Here is a 16,304-nt window from a genome sequence, read left to right as displayed (position 1 = left end):
CTCGCCAACACCTTTCCCCAAGAAGAGACTAATTATTGTGCCTTCCCCCTCTTTACTTTCAACTCATGTACTGCCAAAAAATTTTGCGTAACCTGGTTATCGACAATACGACGTCGTAATCCCTCCCACCTCGATTAGTGGTGAAGAAACCCCACATTCGAACAAGATTTTTCGGCGAAACAATTCGATTACCATCAAGACCGATACCAATAACCTCATCCTCACGTCCGCTAACCTGATGCAACCTTAGGCCAAGCAACACTTGACTTAAATATTCTTTTAAATCAAATGAACGGGCATCACTAGCGCTCTTATAAACTGCGACTCGCTTAAATTTCTGGCTAAGATTTGTCGATACACCAAATGTAATATGGTTAATGACATCAGGACTTATCGAGTGATATCTACTCTCCGTAAAAAATGCCAAGGACCAAATTATCTTGACGACCTCAGTTTCGCTGTTAGACGCACGCATTAGTTTTCCAATTAATACATCAATATTACTATACCGCTCATCTCGATCACTGCTATGTAAATCCAAAATACACAGCCATCATAAACATCACCGCAAAGTACACTAGGGTATTTGCGGCAAAGAGCACCATTAAACGTATCGCGTTAGTAGATTGCTTCAACACAAGAGCATTGCCATATCGCTATATTTCATGCCCCTACTAAAAGCATCAGCATGCTCTAGTTGATTTCGGCTTATGGTTGCGGTGGTCGCGAATACACATTCGATAACTCTACAGGTAATATGCCTACCGAATGAATAGTGTGATCTACTTACTGAAAGCACTATTTTGCCGCGGCTTTGCCAGCAAGTCATAGCTAAAGAGAAGGCGAGAGATAGTCAGCCGCTTAGAGCTGCTCTCTGCTTAAAGGGAAGTGGCTAATGCCCAAAGGACATCTGCTAATTTTGACGCTGCAGACACCTAGCGGGCTTGGCTTTAACCTAGTCTAATTTAGTTTAGGTAAAAATCGACCCGGTCATCCCGAAAGATATCGGCACCCGGAGCCAATAAGTCCATATAGCGGTCAAAGTACAAAAATTGCTTGAGCAACATGGTAAAGGCCCGCGGGAAGCGAATCCCATACTTTCTAGCAATCTCACCAAGCTCGCTAAGCAATGAATTAATACCATCACCGGTGCGATTTTCGAGTACTTTCTGTGGATCTAAGGCATTTAAGCCTTCGAATAATTTCTGAATATCGAGGGTAAGCGACTCAACATCGACCTTGTCGCGAGTAATGCCGACACTCACCATGGATTCTGCCATCAACTGATAGTTTTCTTCACTGATTGCCATAAACAAACTAAAAATGGCTTGCCACGCCTCTGGCTGAATTCGACCCACCATACCAAAATCAATAAACCCCACCCTACCGTCGGCTAAGATCAGCAGATTTCCACTATGCAAATCGGCATGAAAGAAGGAACACTGAGTCAGGCTTGCAAACCACGTATTTAGGGCATTAAACAAGCTACTCGCGGGGTCAAACGCCCCCTTCGCCATGGCAACCTCATTAGTGAGCGCCACCCCGTAAAAACGCTCCATTGTAAGCACCTTACCGCCAGAGGCGCTGTGATAGGGTTTCGGTGCCAGAACCACATCATTGCCGCTGTCACTTAGGAATTTTCTAAACACACGAAGATTCTCAGCTTCTTTAAAGAAATCACACTCGTCGATCATGGACTGGTACATTTCCTCCACCAGCCCGGCAACCGCATCTTTGTCGGTATTGGGCATAATGAGCTCAAAAAGTCGGATCAACAGATAAACAGCGTTCATATCCGTGGTTAAAATAGCCTGAACCCCCGGCTTCTGAACCTTTACAACCACGTCTTCGCCAGACAGTAACTTGGCAGCATGAACCTGCGCAATCGACGCTGATGCCAGCGCGGTTTCGCTAAACTCGGCAAACACAGCCGAAATCGGTTGTCCGAGGTCCTGCTCCACAATGCGGCGAATTTTGCTAAATGGCAGCGATGGCGTTTGATCTAAGCAATGCTGAAACTCATCCACGTACTCTTTCGGGAATATAGACGGCGAACTGGCAATAAACTGTCCAAATTTGATATAGGTGGCGCCCAAGGACTCAAATAACTCTCGCAATTCTACCGGCGTGGGCTTGCGCTTCTGCAATAGGCATTTCAGCGCAGGAGGAGACATCGCAAACGTCGTTTGCAATGCCCGCCAAGACCCTCTCACACCAAATTCTGCCATACTAATTCTACGGCCGGAGGTGTCTGCCACCGCATTGAGGCCAAGCCCCTTAGACGCAGCGAGCAGAATACTGTCCTTTATACGAACAGATAGTTTTCTAGTCATAATTCATTATTCCCTTAATTTCGGATAGAGCTCGCCACCCTGTTTAAGCTTGCCGCGATATTAACGCTCAATCCGCTAATACGACACTCAAGCAGTACTCATACCTCAGAAGTTACGCCATTGTAATCAGCCTTGCGTCATCGTTAGGTTACACTGCCATTACCATTAACTGCCTTTGAGCCATACATAATAACAAGGAGGAAATCCTTCATGCACAACACCGCGATTATATGTCAAGAAGCGCCCGTTCCGAGCGATAGCGGCAAAGAAATTACCAATGAGCACTGCTCTAAAGTTAACTCGCAAACCTACCTCATCGCTGGCAAAGAAATCACCCTGCCAGTCAAGGTGGGTGCAGCGGCTATGTTGATGAATGTTTTTGTAGTTGATGCCAAAAAAGCACAGCAATTGATCGCCGCCAGTGGCTTTAAGGTTGTTGAGATATGGCCAGGCAAGGCGCTAATGCAGTTACTTGGGGTCGACTATCAGCAAAATGACCTAGGTGACTACAACGAAGCTGCGATTGTGTTTCCGGTCACCACCCCTGGAGAGCCAAAGCCGCTGCCGGTTATTGGTACCATTTGGCGAATGTTTAAAGGCTCACTCGGCAACTATGTGTATCGTATGCCAGTAAATCAGGGATTCACTACCCACGCCGGTCGCTTTATTTGGGGGTTTCCGAAATGGGTGACTGATGTCGATATCCAGTTTGAAGCGAAAACCGCGTCGGCAAAATTTAGTGATGACGGTGAGCTAGTGTTTGCCATCGATGCCGCAACGGGCGCGAAAACCAGCGCCAAGCCGCAAGCTGCGCCCTCGTTAGCCATTCGTGACAACCTAGCATGGAAGACTGTAGGCATAACCGAAGGTGAAGGGCTCACCTTTAAATTAGGTGGCAGCCCACCTAAAATTGGTGAGCACCACCCCTTAGCCTTGCAACTCAGGGCGCTGGGATTGCCCAAAAAGCCAATGTGCACGATATCTATCCGCCACGCTAAAATGCATTTTGATGGGCCCGAAGCGGTCGCAATTGGCAGCCCTTTCACAAGCTAAAGATAATCGAAACGCCTTAGGGTGCCGCCACGGCAGATAACAAACCGCTCTGTGCAATGCCGTCAAACAAAAACTGCATCGCCAGAGCGCACAGCAGTACGCCAAAGACCCGGCTAATCATATGCATGCCGGTGACCCCCAGGAAATTTTGTAAGCGGCTCGCAAGTAGTAAAGATAACAGCGTCATCGCCAGCACGAATACCAAGGAAATAACGACCGCCGTTTGTTCTAAAAGATCACCATCGGCATGAGCCATCAATAAGATTACCGCGCCTATAGCCCCCGGCCCAGCAATAAGCGGTGTGGCTAGCGGGAATACCGCAATATCGCTACGGGCTTCTGCCTCTTGATCTTCTTCAAGGGTGGTTGTGGTCGCGCCACTGCCCTTCAGCGTTACCAATTCGATACCGATCAACAACAGCAAAACCCCACCCGCCGCTCTCAAGGCAGCAAGCGAGATACCCATAGCAGTGAGTATAAATTCACCCATAAGAGCGAATGCTAATAAAATAGCGCCGGCAATTAACACCCCACGCATGGCCGTACTGCGACGCTTTTTTGCAGACAAGCCACTGGTCAATGCCGCAAACATGGCCGCCACATCAACCGGACCGATGGTCGCAAAGAAGGTCGCGGACGCGACGGTGAATGCTTCTATCAAAGCACTATCAACAGCCACTAAGCCGCGTCTCGATTTGCGATGGCGTTAGCCGCTTCAGCGATAAGCGCAGGACCACGATAAATAAAACCAGTATATATTTGTACTAGGGACGCCCCAGCCGCGATTTTTTCCACTGCGGATGCACCATCGCTAATACCGCCCACTCCAATAATAGGCAGGCGACCCTGTAATGCGTCTGCCAAAATTCGAATAACCGTGGTCGAACTATCTCGAACCGGTAGGCCGCTCAAACCGCCCATCTCGTCACAGTGGCGAAGCCCAGCTACGGCATCCCGCGCAATCGTAGTATTAGTGGCAATCACACCATCTATGCCCTGCTCAACAAACACCTCGGCAACGCGACGAATATCATCTTCCGCCATATCCGGCGCAATTTTCACCGCCATAGGAACATAGCGACCATATTTTTCAGCCAGCTCTAACTGGGCTTTTTTAAGCGCGGCGAGTAAATCAATCAAGGGCTGACCAAACTGTAAATCCCGCAAACCCGGCGTATTAGGCGAGGACAAATTCACGGTGACGTAACTGGCGAAGGAATAAACTGCGCGCAAACCTATCAAATAATCATCAACTGCATGCTCAGCAGGGGTATCTTTGTTCTTGCCAATATTAATGCCAAGTACGCCCTTGAATCCGCTAGCCTTAACCTGCTCAAGCAAATGTTCTAGCCCTAGATTATTAAACCCCATACGATTAATAATCGCTTCCGCTTCGGGCAAGCGAAACATGCGTGGCTGAGGATTACCCGCTTGCGCCTTTGGCGTTACCGTACCGACTTCTATAAAGCCAAACCCTAGGGCCGACAGACCATTTATATACTTGGCGTCCTTGTCTAAGCCCGCCGCCAACCCCACAGCATTAGGGAATTCTATACCCATCACGGTAAGCGGTGATGACACCATTGGTTTGGCAAACAAGCGGCTCAAACCTAGTTTTTGCATTAACCACACCGAGCCTAAAGACAGATTATGTGAGGTTTCAGCGGGTAGGCAAAACAATATGCTACGTAAGACAGAATACATAATGGTAAACCTTAACTCAGAAGCGGCAGGATAACGAAAATGACGGGATGGAGGAAGGTTTGCAGGCCAGCAAAAACTGACCAAAGGAGCTTACGCTGAGGTATGCAAACCGCATTCACGATTTTCTGCCACCTTAGTTGGATCGAAATAATGTTTGGATGACGGCAGTTTATGCGCTGCCATAAAAGCCAACACGTCAGTTTCTTGCCAATAAAAAATAGGCGCCACTTTTAAAATACCGCGACCATCCCATGACAATATATCTAAATTCTGACGAAACGCGGTTTCCTCTTTACGAATACCCGTCACCCAGATTTTTGGAGCTAAATCGGCAAACGCACGACTAAACGGCTCCAGCTTTACCTGCCGAGTAAACTCCTTATGTAAATCTGGATTGTCGTCAGGATGGGGAATACCGCCCATGATGGCATTGCGATGCTCAGCCGTTATTTCGGGAATATATAATTTCAGGTTCGGGTTCAGCAGCTTTTTCAACTGTTCAGCAACCCGATACGTATCTGGCACATTATAACCGCTGTCTGCCCAGACCACAGGCATGTCTGGCGCTACATCGGTAATGAACTTAAGCATCACCGCAGCATTCGGTGCAAAGCTGGTTGAACCCATCATTGGCTCGCCAAGAGACATTGCCCACTTAATAATATCGGCAGCCGACTTGTGGCGAAGCTCAGCGTTTAATGCTTTTAGGTCCAGATCCATCATTTTCATCAATTCGAGTCTAATCAAGCGCGCAACTGTACCACAAAGCATTCAAAAATTAGAATAAAAGCTTTAAAATCATACGCTTATAACTTAAGCATATAATGTTATAACAATTTGAACAGTTATTATAAAATAAACATCGCAGGAAAAACCAAGCTCACTGGGCCCAACGGTGAAGAGTTACCGCTCGCCAAGCTGCCCCCAGATGACACCTTGAATAAAGGCCAGCCGGGGACAATTAGATTTTTTACTGATAGTCCTGCAAACTTTTTGACACCACCTCATAAACATCACTAGACAGCTCTGGATCTGCAAGCACGCGCTGTAATTCCGCGCACATGAGCTGCTGAGCCGCCGGCAAGTATTTGCGCCACTTAGTCAGCGGCACCAACAATCGAGATGCTATTTGTGGATTACTGCGGTTAAGTAGCAAGACCTGATCTGCTAGAAAACGATAGCCAGCGCCGTCTTCAAGATGAAAATTAACTCCGTTTTGGCCGCAGAAGGCCCCAATCAATGCGCGCACTTTATTGGGATTGCGAATATCGAAAGCCGGATGCGACATTAGTCCCTGCACAACTTCCAAGGTGCCCGGCAAGCGACACATGGCCTGCACCTGAAACCACTGATTTATCACCAAGGGTTCATGCTGCCACTGCTGATAAAACCGCAGCAGAGCCTCTGCCTTGTAAACCGCAGCACTGTTTACTAAATACGTCAGCGCCGCAAGGCGGTCAGTCATATTGCTACTGCTCTCGAACTGGCGAACTGCCAAGGCGATACACTGTTCATCGTCTAACAACATCAGGTATGAGAGCGCGATATTCTTTAAGCTGCGACGGGCAATTTGAGCCGCGTCTGGCGCATAGGCCTCGTCACTTTCACAACGAGCATAACAGGCACTAAATTCACCGCTAAGTGCAGTTGCTAGGGCTTTGCGCAAGGCTTCTCGGGCATGATGAATGCCATGGACATCAACTGGATGAATAATCTCTGCCAAATAAGCCTCTGAAGGCAACTGCAGCATCAGCGCAACCATCGCCGCATCGAGCGATGCATTTGCCAGCAACTCGCGACAGGCACTTATATACTCAGGGTCAGCAGAGACCTGCTGGCCCGCAGCTAGGGCCGTAATCGCCCGTTTAATTTCTACTAAACCAAGCTGCTGGCTGGCATCCCAGCGACAAAAGCCGTCACTGTCACTGCGCATAAGGCGCAACAACTGAGCGCCGCTGTAATCAAAATCAAGTTTTACCGGCGCAGAAAATCCTCGCAGCAAACTCGGCACTGGCTCTTCTTGAATATTTGCGAATACAAAATGCTGCTCTGGCTGAGTGACGTTGAGCACCAGCTCGGTATTATCCGGCGACTCGATATTAGGCGCCGCTTCTGCTAACTGCAAAGCAAGCTGCCCCGCCTCACCGATTAGCGCAACCGCCAAGGGAATATGGAAAGGCGCTTTCTCGGTCTGACCGGGCGTTGATGGACAAGACTGCTTAACCGCCAAGGTATACGTTTGCGCCTGCTCGTCGTATATGCCGCTGACGTGCAACCGCGGCGTACCCGCTTGGGAATACCAGTGACGGAACTGCTTAAGATCGATGCCGCTGGCGTCTTCCATTGCCAAGACAAAATCTTCGCAGGTCACTGCCTGACCATCATGGCGATCAAAATACAGATCACTGCCTTTGCGGAATAATTCAGGCCCCAGCAGGGTATGAATCATGCGCACGACTTCCGAGCCTTTTTCATAGATCGTCACGGTATAAAAATTAGAAATTTCTATAAAGGAGTCGGGCCGGATCGGGTGCGCCATCGGACCCGCGTCTTCGGCAAATTGCGCGGTCCGCAATAAGGTCACGTCTTCAACCCGCTTAACCGTGGGCGAGCCCATGTCTGAAGAGAATTCCGAGTCCCGAAATACCGTGAAGCCTTCCTTAAGACTCAACTGAAACCAATCGCGACAGGTGACGCGATTGCCAGACCAGTTGTGAAAGTATTCGTGGGCGACAACCCCTTCCACGCGCTGAAACCCGGCGTCAGTAGTGGTCTCTTGTTTGGCCAGCACGCAGGAGGTATTAAAGATATTGAGGCTTTTGTTTTCCATCGCCCCCATATTGAAATCGTCTACCGCCACGATATTAAATATATCGAGGTCGTATTCGCGCCCGTAAACCTCTTCATCCCAGCGCATTGCGTTCTTGAGGGACAACATGGCGTGATCACATTTATCGATATCTTTTTCGTCAACATAAATTTTGAGATCGACACTGCGTCCACTCGTCGTCAGGAACTGGTCTTCCACCACCGCAAGCTTGCCAGCAACCAGGGCGAACAAATACGCCGGTTTGGGGAAAGGGTCGTGCCACACAGTTTTATGAATACCATCCGCCAAGCTTTCAGTCTCAATGAGGTTGCCATTAGACAGCAATACCGGATACCGCGACTGGTCAGCAATAATCTCTACGGTAAACACCGACATTACATCTGGCCGGTCGAGGTAATAGGTTATTTTTCGAAAACCTTCCGCCTCGCACTGAGTGCAAAACATACCACTAGATTTATAAAGGCCCTCGAGTGAAGTGTTATCTTGCGGTCGAAGACGGGTTTCGCAGCACAAACTAAAGGAAGCAGGCACATTGACTATGCTTAGCTGCTCACCGCTCTGCGACCATTCACTGTCATCTAACTGACGGCCATCAATACTCAAAGAAACCAGCTCGAGCTCAGTACCATGAAGCTGCAATGGCGCATCTTGGCTGGCTGCGTCTGGGTTGCGCCTGAGCGCAAGAACTGAGCGCACGAGACTGCTAGCTTCCCCCAACTCAAACCGTAAGGTGGTGCTATCGATTAAAAAGTCAGGGACGCGGTAATCGCTTAAAAAGATAGTGCTAGGCTGCGCATCGCGCATGAAACAACTCCTGAATCTCTAAGATTCACTGCGTAATTCAATATGGTATCCGGCGTATTTACGAATATTAATCACGCCAGTGTCAAAGATCAGATACTGACCCTTTATGCCGATCAAAGTGCCCTCAACTACCGGCACTTTATCTAAGTTGAATGATTTAACTTTCAGTAGATAGGTCTCGACCGGAAAACGAATATGCTGCACCGGAATATCACTAATGGCTTGGATCGCCTGCAGACCATGGCTCTCTTGCAAGTCCTTAAGGCCGAGCTGGCAAAGATCAAAAAGCTCATCGCGGCGCGCGGCTAAATCTACTTCGTCTGGCTCACCTTTTAACATCGCCTGCCAGCTGGTCTTATCCGCAACATGAGCTTTATATAAGGTCTCAACCAAACCGGACTGCAAACGATTACTAACCCGAAAAATTGGCAATGCGGCTACAGCGCCCTGATCAATCCAGCGGGTGGGCACTTGGGTGCCGCGGGTAATACCCACTTTTATACCTGAAGAGTTTGCCAAATATACAATATGATCAGTCAGGCAGTGACTTTCGCCCCACTCCGGCTCCCGGCATGTGCCCTCAAAATAGTGACATTTTTCAGGACTCATTATACAACTATCACACTGTGCTAAACGCTGAAAACAAGGGTAACAATAGCCTTGATTGAAACTCTTTTTGGTCAATCTGCCGCAGTGCACACAGTTAATCTGCTGCCGAAACTCCATCCGCAAGGTGCGACCAATTAAAGCATTCATTCCAAGCAGATCATCGCCGATAGGCATGCTGTACACGGCTAGATCATCGACCAACAGAGTTTTCATTTTTGCGACAGGACCGACTAGCGCGGATATACTCATTGAATTATTCCGCCCACTTTAATACTTGATCTTTCTCGGGGTCGTCATGACTATGGTCATCACCACAGACTTCACCCTCAGCTTTCCTGCCACGGTCTATAAAACCGACGCGCTGTTCCTCGGCACTGGTCTTTAAATCGTAGGCAATGACTCCAGCCATACAATGCTCGCGCTGCTCAGGTGATACTACTCGACCGTCTGGCCACCTTCCTATTTCTACCGCGCGCTTGAGCCCCTCGTAAATTGTTGGGGTGATATTGTCAACTAACTGCTCATAATCCATCACAACTCTCACTGTCTTCTGGCGCTATATTCTTTCACTACCGCCTATCACCGCCGCTGGATAGCGGTCGCAGATTATATACCAAAACTTATATCGGTTTGCGATCTAGGAGCGCGGCCGCAAGACCTAAGACAAAGCCTAATAACAAACCACTGACGTGAGCGGTATTAGCAATCGAGCCGAGACCCAATAACTCGGTGAAGCCAGCCACACAAATTAACAGCCACACCAACATTATTGTCGCGACGCCTTTAGCCAGCGGAAACACCTGAGTGGGCCGCAGGCGATTCCATATCACGATATAACCCAATAAACCGTATATCACCCCAGACATACCGCCGAATAAGGAAACGCTACTGATGGCCTGCGCAATATTCGATCCCGCCGCAATGAGCAAGACTAATCCGAGTATCCGCACCGCGCCCTGACGGCGCTCGATCATACCGCCCAACTCCCACAGCCAAAGACTATTAAACACGATATGCAAGACGCCAAAATGCAAAAACGCTGGGGTAATCACTCGCCACAATTGTCCAATCGGCCAATCGCCGCGCAGGGTGCCATCAACAACATAGAGTTGATAAAAACTCAGGTAGGGCAAGTATTGATAGTCGCGATCAAGAGCGGGCAATAAGGCCCCGAGAAAACTCAAAAAAAGTAATATCGCCACCACAGGTACGCTGAAGAAACGGCGATACCATGCCCGCTTAGGCTGCACACGACGGCGCTCAATAGTGCCTGCAAGCTCTGGATCGCCGGTCTGCAAGCGCTCATAAAGTGTTTTTACCTGCGCCGCATGTTGGTCCGAGCCAACCCAAAGCACCTGCATGCCACGCTCTTCGGCAATGCGGTGGGGTATTGAATCCTGCCATAGCAATAAAGAAAATCTCGCTAAATCTGTACTTAAGGGCAAGCGTAAACCCACTACTTCAGACATCTGAATCCTCTTTACCGATATGCGTTCCCCAGCCCAACTTATCTCTACAACTTGCATAAAAACTGTGATCTAAGGGATGCACCAAGCGCAATTTGTGCGGCTTTTTACGCACATAAATAACATCGCCAGGCTGGGACGTAATTTTCACCTGACCGTCGCAGGTTACCGGCGGATGAACCACATTCCCGCGGCCAACCACCATTTTAATTTCACTTTTCCCATCGATCACGATCGGGCGACTGCTGAGGGTATGTGGAAACATCGGCACAATGGCTATCGCATCAAGGCGCGGGTGCATTATTGGGCCACCTGCAGATAGCGCATAGGCTGTTGAACCGGTCGGGGTCGCGATAATCAACCCATCGGAGCGTTGGCGATACACAAACTCCCCGTCAACAAACAACTCAAACTCCATCATATGGCCCGAGGTGCCAGAATTCAGCACCACATCATTCAGGGCGTCGCCGCGACCGACAGGTTCGCCGTCGCGCAGCACTTCAACATCCAGTAAAAATCGCTGCTCTAGCCGGTAGCGGCCATCTAGTACCGCGCCAACTTGGGTTTCTATTTCATCTGGAGAAATGTCGGTTAAAAATCCAAGGCGGCCGCGGTTAATACCGAGAACAGGCGCATTGTGACGAGCCAACGTTCTGGCTGCGCCTAGCAGGCTACCGTCACCGCCAACAACTATAATAAGATCACAAACCTCACCAATCATACGGCGCGAACTCACACGTAGATCGTGATCATCTAATAATTCAGACACCGCCTCGTCAAGTACTACACCCAACTCTCGGACTTGAAGAAATTCAATCAGACGCCTTAGAGTTTCAGCAACACCGTTGCCTTCGCGCCCTATCACACCTATATTGCGAAACTGTTCCATAGTACCTACTGTCGATTATTGGGCATTCATTGTACTAAAAGCGCAGGCCAGTTGGGCGCCATTGGCGAGTTTGGGACATAACAACGCTAAGCCGCAAGTAAAAACCCGCAGATTTCTAGCAAGATCACCTGCCTTAAAGTCAAAGTTGACCTATGGAGCCTCACCATCACTGCCGCCACATTGCCCTATTTTAAGTCTCACCTCGTTCGCGCCCTAGCCTGGAGCTGCTTTAGCGAAACTCTTATTAACGAAATAACGGCCCCAAGCACGCCCATCCGCCGCCCGAACTTCCCACTAACTGCTTATCGCCTGAACTGGTTACAAAAGCTTGATGCCGACGATCTCGCTCTTAAAGAGTATCTACACCAACACTGTCACAGCACGCGGCTAGGATTAGTATTTGAAAGCTTATGGCATTTCTTTATGCTGGAGGATCCCGACACCGAACTGGTCGCCCATAATATCCCCGTGCGAGACGGCAAGCTAACGCTGGGAGAGTTCGACCTGATTTATTATTGCCGAAACTCCAAACGCCACATTCACCTTGAACTCGCAGTGAAATTCTTTCTTGGTATTCCCAATAAGCACAAGACACCCGATCTGGATCAATGGTTTGGCCCCAACCGCGCCGACCGCCTAGATCGCAAACTTGCCCGACTCACCCAACACCAATTGCCACTTGCCTATACCAAGGCAGGCCAAGCAGTTATTAAGCAAATGGGCATCAATTGTATTGACCAAGAACTCCAGGTTAGCGGCATTTTATTCCACGCCAATATCGAGGATACCGAGAATCCACCTTTGAACCCCAATCACCAACGGGGCGATTGGCTCAGTATCAGCGCATTCCAACTAGCCCAGTCAAAATCAGGCAAGCAAGATGGCTGGCGGTATATCGAAAAACCCAGCTGGTTGGGAGCCGAGTTTAATACCGCAACACTATTGACAGATAAGCATCTAGAAATGGCGACTCATAAACCCATCATGCTGATTAATGCCCAACAGCAACGGCGCTTTTTGGTCGCTGACGACTGGGCAGACTAGCGATCTGCCGCGTCCAAATCCAAGCCAAAACCACGCCGCCCCTGCAGGCCGCCAGTATGAATAAGCAATAATCGGCTGCCGGGGTCAAACTCCTTATTGTCGACCATATACTGAACCGCATACGCCGCTTTGGCGGTATACACCGGATCAAGTAAGACATTCTGACGGCGCTCGAACGCCGTCATATATTCCGCCACATGCTGCGGCAATCGTGCATAAGCATCACCGTGAAAACGATGGTCAAGCTGCCAATTTCCCCTGTCGCGACCCAAGTCTGACAATAATATCGCAATATCCGTGGCCATAAATTTCTCGGCCTTTAATACCGGTATTCCTATCACCTTTACCCCATCGGCAATCTTTGATGCCACGCCGACTAAGGTTGTGCCGGTGCCACAGGCTAGTACTATCGCAACATAGGCTTGACCGGCGGCCGGAATCAAATCGACGATACTTCCGCACCCCTGAGCGCCAAGCGCATTGGCGCCGCCTTCAGGAATCATATAAGTATTAGGATATTGAGCGCGCAGCTCAGCAATAAATTCCGCATCGCCACGGCGACGATAATCACTGCGACTTAAATAATGAAGATACATTCCCCAGTCTTTGGCATCTTGCAAGGTTGGTGTTAGCTGGGAATTCACATCTGCACGCACGCAGCCAATAGTTGCGATCCCTTTGGCGCGGCCCACTGCTGCAAGAGCATGCAAATGGTTTGAGTATGCACCGCCAAAGCTTAGCACGCTGCGAGCGCAGGTATTTTCGGCAGCGACGATGTTTGGCAATAACTTAAACCATTTATTGCCAGGAGCAAGACTGTCGAGTGCATCTAATCTAAGCACATCGACTCTTACCCCGCTCACTGAGGTATACAAATACTGAATCACTTGGACCTTATACCACCTTGATTAAATCAGCGGAAAAAAGCAAAGCCCTCACGCCAACCCTGAGGTGCTATGTTCGTGACAGCGATCGCTTTCACCCGAACGGAACAACATAGGCCGCATCACTTTCTTGATAGGTTGACCACAATATTGCATCTCATCATCAGTCGCCCTGCATATTGGTAAACGATAATGCGCAAGCCACTCTCGATACTGTGTATCCGACACCTCGCATCGCGACGCAATGTAAGCCAGCGGGTCACAAAGATATTCCGGCATTTCATCTTGGGAGATAACCAAATGTTCAACGCCAGGGTGGTAAGCAATAAACACTACGCCTTTTTCAACCATGGCCTTAAGCAGCTTATCGTCACTATCCACCATTAGCCTACGATTTTGCTCTCGCAGCGTACTTAACTCACCACGCAACTCGACAATTTCAGTGGCGCGATCATAAAGTTCTTGTTCGCGCCGACGCAGAGCATCCTCTAAATGAATGGCTTGATCTTTTAAGCGGCGCTCCAGTTCATCAGCGTACTCCTTACGCAAGCCCGCCATTTGACTCTGGTAGTCCTGTCCGCCTTTTTCAAACAAGGCTTCCAAGTCTTCGGTCTTTTGCGCCATTAAGCGCTGCTGGCGATCTAAACGGGACTGCACCTCTTGCTCTAAGACCAGTGATTCGTCCAGTTTGACCTTTTGGTTCCTGATCAATGATTCACGATCTAAAAGCTGGCGAGTAAAACCCTCCGCCTGCAACTCGAGCGCGCGACTAAAGGTTTCCGCTTGGGTGGCAAGCTTTAGCTGCTCGGCCCTGCGTATGGCCTGTAATTTATTGCGATATCGACGATGAAATACCGGACCCGCCACCGAGCTGGTGGTCGTCAAGTGCTCTGCCTGCGGCGCACCATAAGCCGGGATTTTAAAAAAATCAGCTACATGTGCTCGAGAAACGACACGATCGGCACCCTCGCTAATAATGCCTAGCCGGTTGCGCAGCGCTGCCGCACTAATTCGACTAAACGTGCCAGCCGCAGTGGTGTCTGGATCCCACAGCTGTCGACGATACCATGCGACAGGGCAGGCGCTGCGGCAGGCCACACGGATAGGCCCAGCGCCCAAGTCAGGTCCGTAGCTAGAGTGATCAAGGAGATGACGAAGGGGGATATTCCACTGTCCTGTTACTTTTCCGCGGCTGTCAAAACTGATGGTAAAAAACACCACACCAGTGACCCTTAAGGTCTCATCGATTTGCACGAAAGCAGCTTGAATCTCATCGTTCGCGAAATCGGGAATACCGACCACATCATCCAGCACTGCCTCAAACTCTGCAAAGAACATTTCTTTAACGACTTCCGCGTCTTTAAAGAAAACGACCGCTTCCGTTAACCCAGCCAAATAAACCCCCAGGAATACTTTATTTTGTCGGTTGTACATGCACGCAGAACGTAACACGCAATGCCTTAGCAATACGGCATTACCTACGTAGAATTATAGGGGAGAAATACAAGGTACAGGAAAAAATCACGTAGCAAAGAAACGAAGGCGGGGATTTAGGGGAATGGTGCAATAATAAGATTTGTTGGCGGACCGGACGAGACTCGAACTCGCGACCTCCGGCGTGACAGGCCGGCATTCTAACCAACTGAACTACCGGTCCAGATATAAACATAAGCCACAGGCATCAGGCGAGCCATGCGAAATATGAGACAAACAAGAGGAGGTCTACAACTTAAAAGTTGGCGGACCGGACGAGACTCGAACTCGCGACCTCCGGCGTGACAGGCCGGCATTCTAACCAACTGAACTACCGGTCCGCATACTTTTACTCGATTATGGTGGGTGATGACGGGATCGAACCGCCGACCCTCTGCTTGTAAGGCAGATGCTCTCCCAGCTGAGCTAATCACCCTCTCAATCGAGTGAGGCGCATTCTACAGGAATCGCTTTGGGTGTCAAACGCTGCGCGGTTTTTTTTCACAATTTCTTTGGAAAAAAGCTATAACACTGATTTTGCTCATTTTTTATCCAACTTCCCCCGGCCCAGAAACGACCAGCAAGCCAATCAAGTAAGACGAGCTGTACAGCGCCCTGCTAGCTGATTAACATTGGCGCCCAATACATTAACTGATACCAAGCAAGCGCTCTTGCATCATAAAACCGAGACTGACACGTGGAAATATACAAAGAGTTTACCTTTGAAGCGGCTCACCGACTTCCCAACGTTCCCGAAGGGCATAAATGCGCTCGGCTACACGGCCACAGCTTTCTGGTCAGAATATTTATCGCTGGTGATATCGATCCCCACACAGGCTGGCTTATGGACTTTTCAGAGGTGAAAAAAGTGTTCGCGCCAATTTACGAACAATTGGACCACAATTACTTAAATGATATAGACGGACTCGAAAATCCTACCAGCGAAAATATTGCGATCTGGATATGGACGCAATTGAAGCCCTTACTCGGCGCACTAAGTCAGGTCGAAATCCGAGAAACGTGCACTAGTGGGTGCATTTATAAGGGAGGGTAATTTTTAGGCCGCGCACAGCTAGTGAACATCATAGAAAAAATACTCAGTAATAGGTGCAAATACGTAACAGGTAACATCATTTAAGCCTTGACGTAACACTTATTCACAGATAGGCGGCCAAGAGGAGAAACTTGCCGCTTAGAGCAACAAAGTCACATCGA

The 16,304-nt window shown here is 49.2% G+C and carries 15 protein-coding genes and 3 tRNA genes; 3 read left to right on the top strand and 15 right to left on the bottom strand.

Going from position 1 to position 16,304, the window contains the following annotated elements; genetic code table 11:
* Window positions 1-58: 58 nt before the first annotated feature.
* Together ACI955_RS00575 and ACI955_RS00570 are read right to left on the bottom strand one after the other, a co-directional pair.
* On the bottom strand, window positions 59-475 hold the full coding sequence (locus tag ACI955_RS00575; protein ID WP_415241785.1) for a hypothetical protein: 417 nt from the start codon (window positions 473-475) through the stop codon (window positions 59-61).
* Window positions 476-965: 490 nt separating this feature from the next.
* Complete coding sequence (locus tag ACI955_RS00570; protein ID WP_415241784.1) at window positions 966-2,333, bottom strand: ABC1 kinase family protein; 1,368 nt, start codon at window positions 2,331-2,333, stop codon at window positions 966-968.
* A 210-nt stretch (window positions 2,334-2,543) separates the two neighbouring features.
* Between ACI955_RS00570 and ACI955_RS00565 the strand changes: the two genes are divergently transcribed.
* A complete protein-coding gene (locus tag ACI955_RS00565) occupies window positions 2,544-3,386 on the top strand; it encodes an acetoacetate decarboxylase family protein (protein WP_415241783.1) in 843 nt (280 codons plus the stop codon).
* Window positions 3,387-3,402: 16 nt separating this feature from the next.
* On the opposite strand, the gene ACI955_RS00560 is transcribed toward ACI955_RS00565, so the two are convergent.
* The 8 genes from ACI955_RS00560 to ACI955_RS00525 form a co-directional block, all read right to left on the bottom strand.
* Window positions 3,403-4,065 carry a MarC family protein gene (locus ACI955_RS00560; protein WP_415241782.1) on the bottom strand — a complete coding sequence of 221 codons (663 nt, stop codon included), beginning with the start codon at window positions 4,063-4,065 and terminating at the stop codon, window positions 3,403-3,405.
* Window positions 4,065-5,090, bottom strand: coding sequence for a quinone-dependent dihydroorotate dehydrogenase (locus ACI955_RS00555; protein WP_415241781.1), 1,026 nt, complete (start codon window positions 5,088-5,090; stop codon window positions 4,065-4,067). Before ACI955_RS00555 ends, ACI955_RS00560 begins: the two co-directional genes overlap by 1 nt.
* Before the next feature lie 90 nt (window positions 5,091-5,180).
* Window positions 5,181-5,837 (bottom strand): phosphoadenosine phosphosulfate reductase family protein, encoded by a 657-nt coding sequence (locus ACI955_RS00550; RefSeq protein WP_415241780.1) that lies wholly within the window; start codon window positions 5,835-5,837, stop codon window positions 5,181-5,183.
* Window positions 5,838-6,060: 223 nt separating this feature from the next.
* Window positions 6,061-8,724 (bottom strand): aminopeptidase N, encoded by a 2,664-nt coding sequence (gene pepN, locus ACI955_RS00545; protein ID WP_415241779.1) that lies wholly within the window; start codon window positions 8,722-8,724, stop codon window positions 6,061-6,063.
* Window positions 8,725-8,742: 18 nt separating this feature from the next.
* Window positions 8,743-9,582, bottom strand: a complete 840-nt coding sequence (locus tag ACI955_RS00540) for a DUF2797 domain-containing protein (protein ID WP_415241778.1) — start codon at window positions 9,580-9,582, stop codon at window positions 8,743-8,745.
* A 4-nt stretch (window positions 9,583-9,586) separates the two neighbouring features.
* Window positions 9,587-9,865: a YeaC family protein gene (locus ACI955_RS00535; protein WP_415241777.1), complete on the bottom strand. Its 279-nt coding sequence runs from the start codon at window positions 9,863-9,865 to the stop codon at window positions 9,587-9,589.
* A gap of 88 nt (window positions 9,866-9,953) precedes the next feature.
* Window positions 9,954-10,802, bottom strand: coding sequence for a rhomboid family intramembrane serine protease (locus ACI955_RS00530; protein WP_415241776.1), 849 nt, complete (start codon window positions 10,800-10,802; stop codon window positions 9,954-9,956).
* Window positions 10,795-11,688, bottom strand: a complete 894-nt coding sequence (locus ACI955_RS00525; protein WP_415241775.1) for an NAD(+) kinase — start codon at window positions 11,686-11,688, stop codon at window positions 10,795-10,797. The genes ACI955_RS00530 and ACI955_RS00525 overlap by 8 nt, the downstream gene beginning before the upstream one ends.
* A gap of 180 nt (window positions 11,689-11,868) precedes the next feature.
* On the opposite strand from ACI955_RS00525, the gene ACI955_RS00520 reads away from it, so the two are divergent.
* A complete protein-coding gene (locus ACI955_RS00520) occupies window positions 11,869-12,732 on the top strand; it encodes a DUF1853 family protein (protein WP_415241774.1) in 864 nt (287 codons plus the stop codon).
* Here the strand turns inward: ACI955_RS00520 and ACI955_RS00515 are convergent.
* The 5 genes from ACI955_RS00515 to ACI955_RS00495 all read right to left on the bottom strand — a co-directional run bounded on the left by ACI955_RS00515 (window position 12,729) and on the right by ACI955_RS00495 (window position 15,525).
* Window positions 12,729-13,574 carry a 1-aminocyclopropane-1-carboxylate deaminase/D-cysteine desulfhydrase gene (locus tag ACI955_RS00515; RefSeq protein ID WP_415241773.1) on the bottom strand — a complete coding sequence of 282 codons (846 nt, stop codon included), beginning with the start codon at window positions 13,572-13,574 and terminating at the stop codon, window positions 12,729-12,731. The two genes, ACI955_RS00520 and ACI955_RS00515, sit on opposite strands and share 4 nt — an antisense overlap.
* Window positions 13,575-13,667: 93 nt before the next feature.
* Window positions 13,668-15,011 (bottom strand): hypothetical protein, encoded by a 1,344-nt coding sequence (locus ACI955_RS00510; RefSeq protein WP_415241772.1) that lies wholly within the window; start codon window positions 15,009-15,011, stop codon window positions 13,668-13,670.
* Between the two features lie 185 nt (window positions 15,012-15,196).
* Window positions 15,197-15,273 (bottom strand) — tRNA-Asp (locus ACI955_RS00505).
* A gap of 80 nt (window positions 15,274-15,353) precedes the next feature.
* Window positions 15,354-15,430: transfer RNA gene (locus tag ACI955_RS00500), tRNA-Asp, on the bottom strand.
* Window positions 15,431-15,449: 19 nt separating this feature from the next.
* A tRNA-Val gene (locus ACI955_RS00495) sits at window positions 15,450-15,525 on the bottom strand.
* A 261-nt stretch (window positions 15,526-15,786) separates the two neighbouring features.
* On the opposite strand from ACI955_RS00495, the gene queD reads away from it, so the two are divergent.
* Window positions 15,787-16,143: a 6-carboxytetrahydropterin synthase QueD gene (gene queD, locus ACI955_RS00490; protein ID WP_415241771.1), complete on the top strand. Its 357-nt coding sequence runs from the start codon at window positions 15,787-15,789 to the stop codon at window positions 16,141-16,143.
* The last annotated feature ends 161 nt before the right edge of the window (window positions 16,144-16,304 follow it).

The sequence above is a fragment of the Zhongshania sp. genome, assembly GCF_047636175.1.
Classification (GTDB): domain Bacteria; phylum Pseudomonadota; class Gammaproteobacteria; order Pseudomonadales; family Spongiibacteraceae; genus Spongiibacter.
This window is presented reverse-complemented; position numbering and strand designations above follow the sequence as displayed.

Excerpts from the sequence above, each read along its gene's own strand:
- ACI955_RS00570 (WP_415241784.1), bottom strand. The coding sequence starts at position 2,333 with ATGACTAGAAAACTATCTGTTCGTATAAAGGACAGTATTCTGCTCGCT.
- ACI955_RS00565 (WP_415241783.1), top strand. The coding sequence starts at position 2,544 with ATGCACAACACCGCGATTATATGTCAAGAAGCGCCCGTTCCGAGCGAT.
- ACI955_RS00535 (WP_415241777.1), bottom strand. The coding sequence starts at position 9,865 with ATGGATTATGAGCAGTTAGTTGACAATATCACCCCAACAATTTACGAG.
- ACI955_RS00525 (WP_415241775.1), bottom strand. The coding sequence starts at position 11,688 with ATGGAACAGTTTCGCAATATAGGTGTGATAGGGCGCGAAGGCAACGGT.
- ACI955_RS00540 (WP_415241778.1), bottom strand. The coding sequence starts at position 9,582 with ATGAGTATATCCGCGCTAGTCGGTCCTGTCGCAAAAATGAAAACTCTG.
- ACI955_RS00575 (WP_415241785.1), bottom strand. The coding sequence starts at position 475 with ATGCGTGCGTCTAACAGCGAAACTGAGGTCGTCAAGATAATTTGGTCC.
- ACI955_RS00530 (WP_415241776.1), bottom strand. The coding sequence starts at position 10,802 with ATGTCTGAAGTAGTGGGTTTACGCTTGCCCTTAAGTACAGATTTAGCG.
- ACI955_RS00555 (WP_415241781.1), bottom strand. The coding sequence starts at position 5,090 with ATGTATTCTGTCTTACGTAGCATATTGTTTTGCCTACCCGCTGAAACC.
- pepN (WP_415241779.1), bottom strand. The coding sequence starts at position 8,724 with ATGCGCGATGCGCAGCCTAGCACTATCTTTTTAAGCGATTACCGCGTC.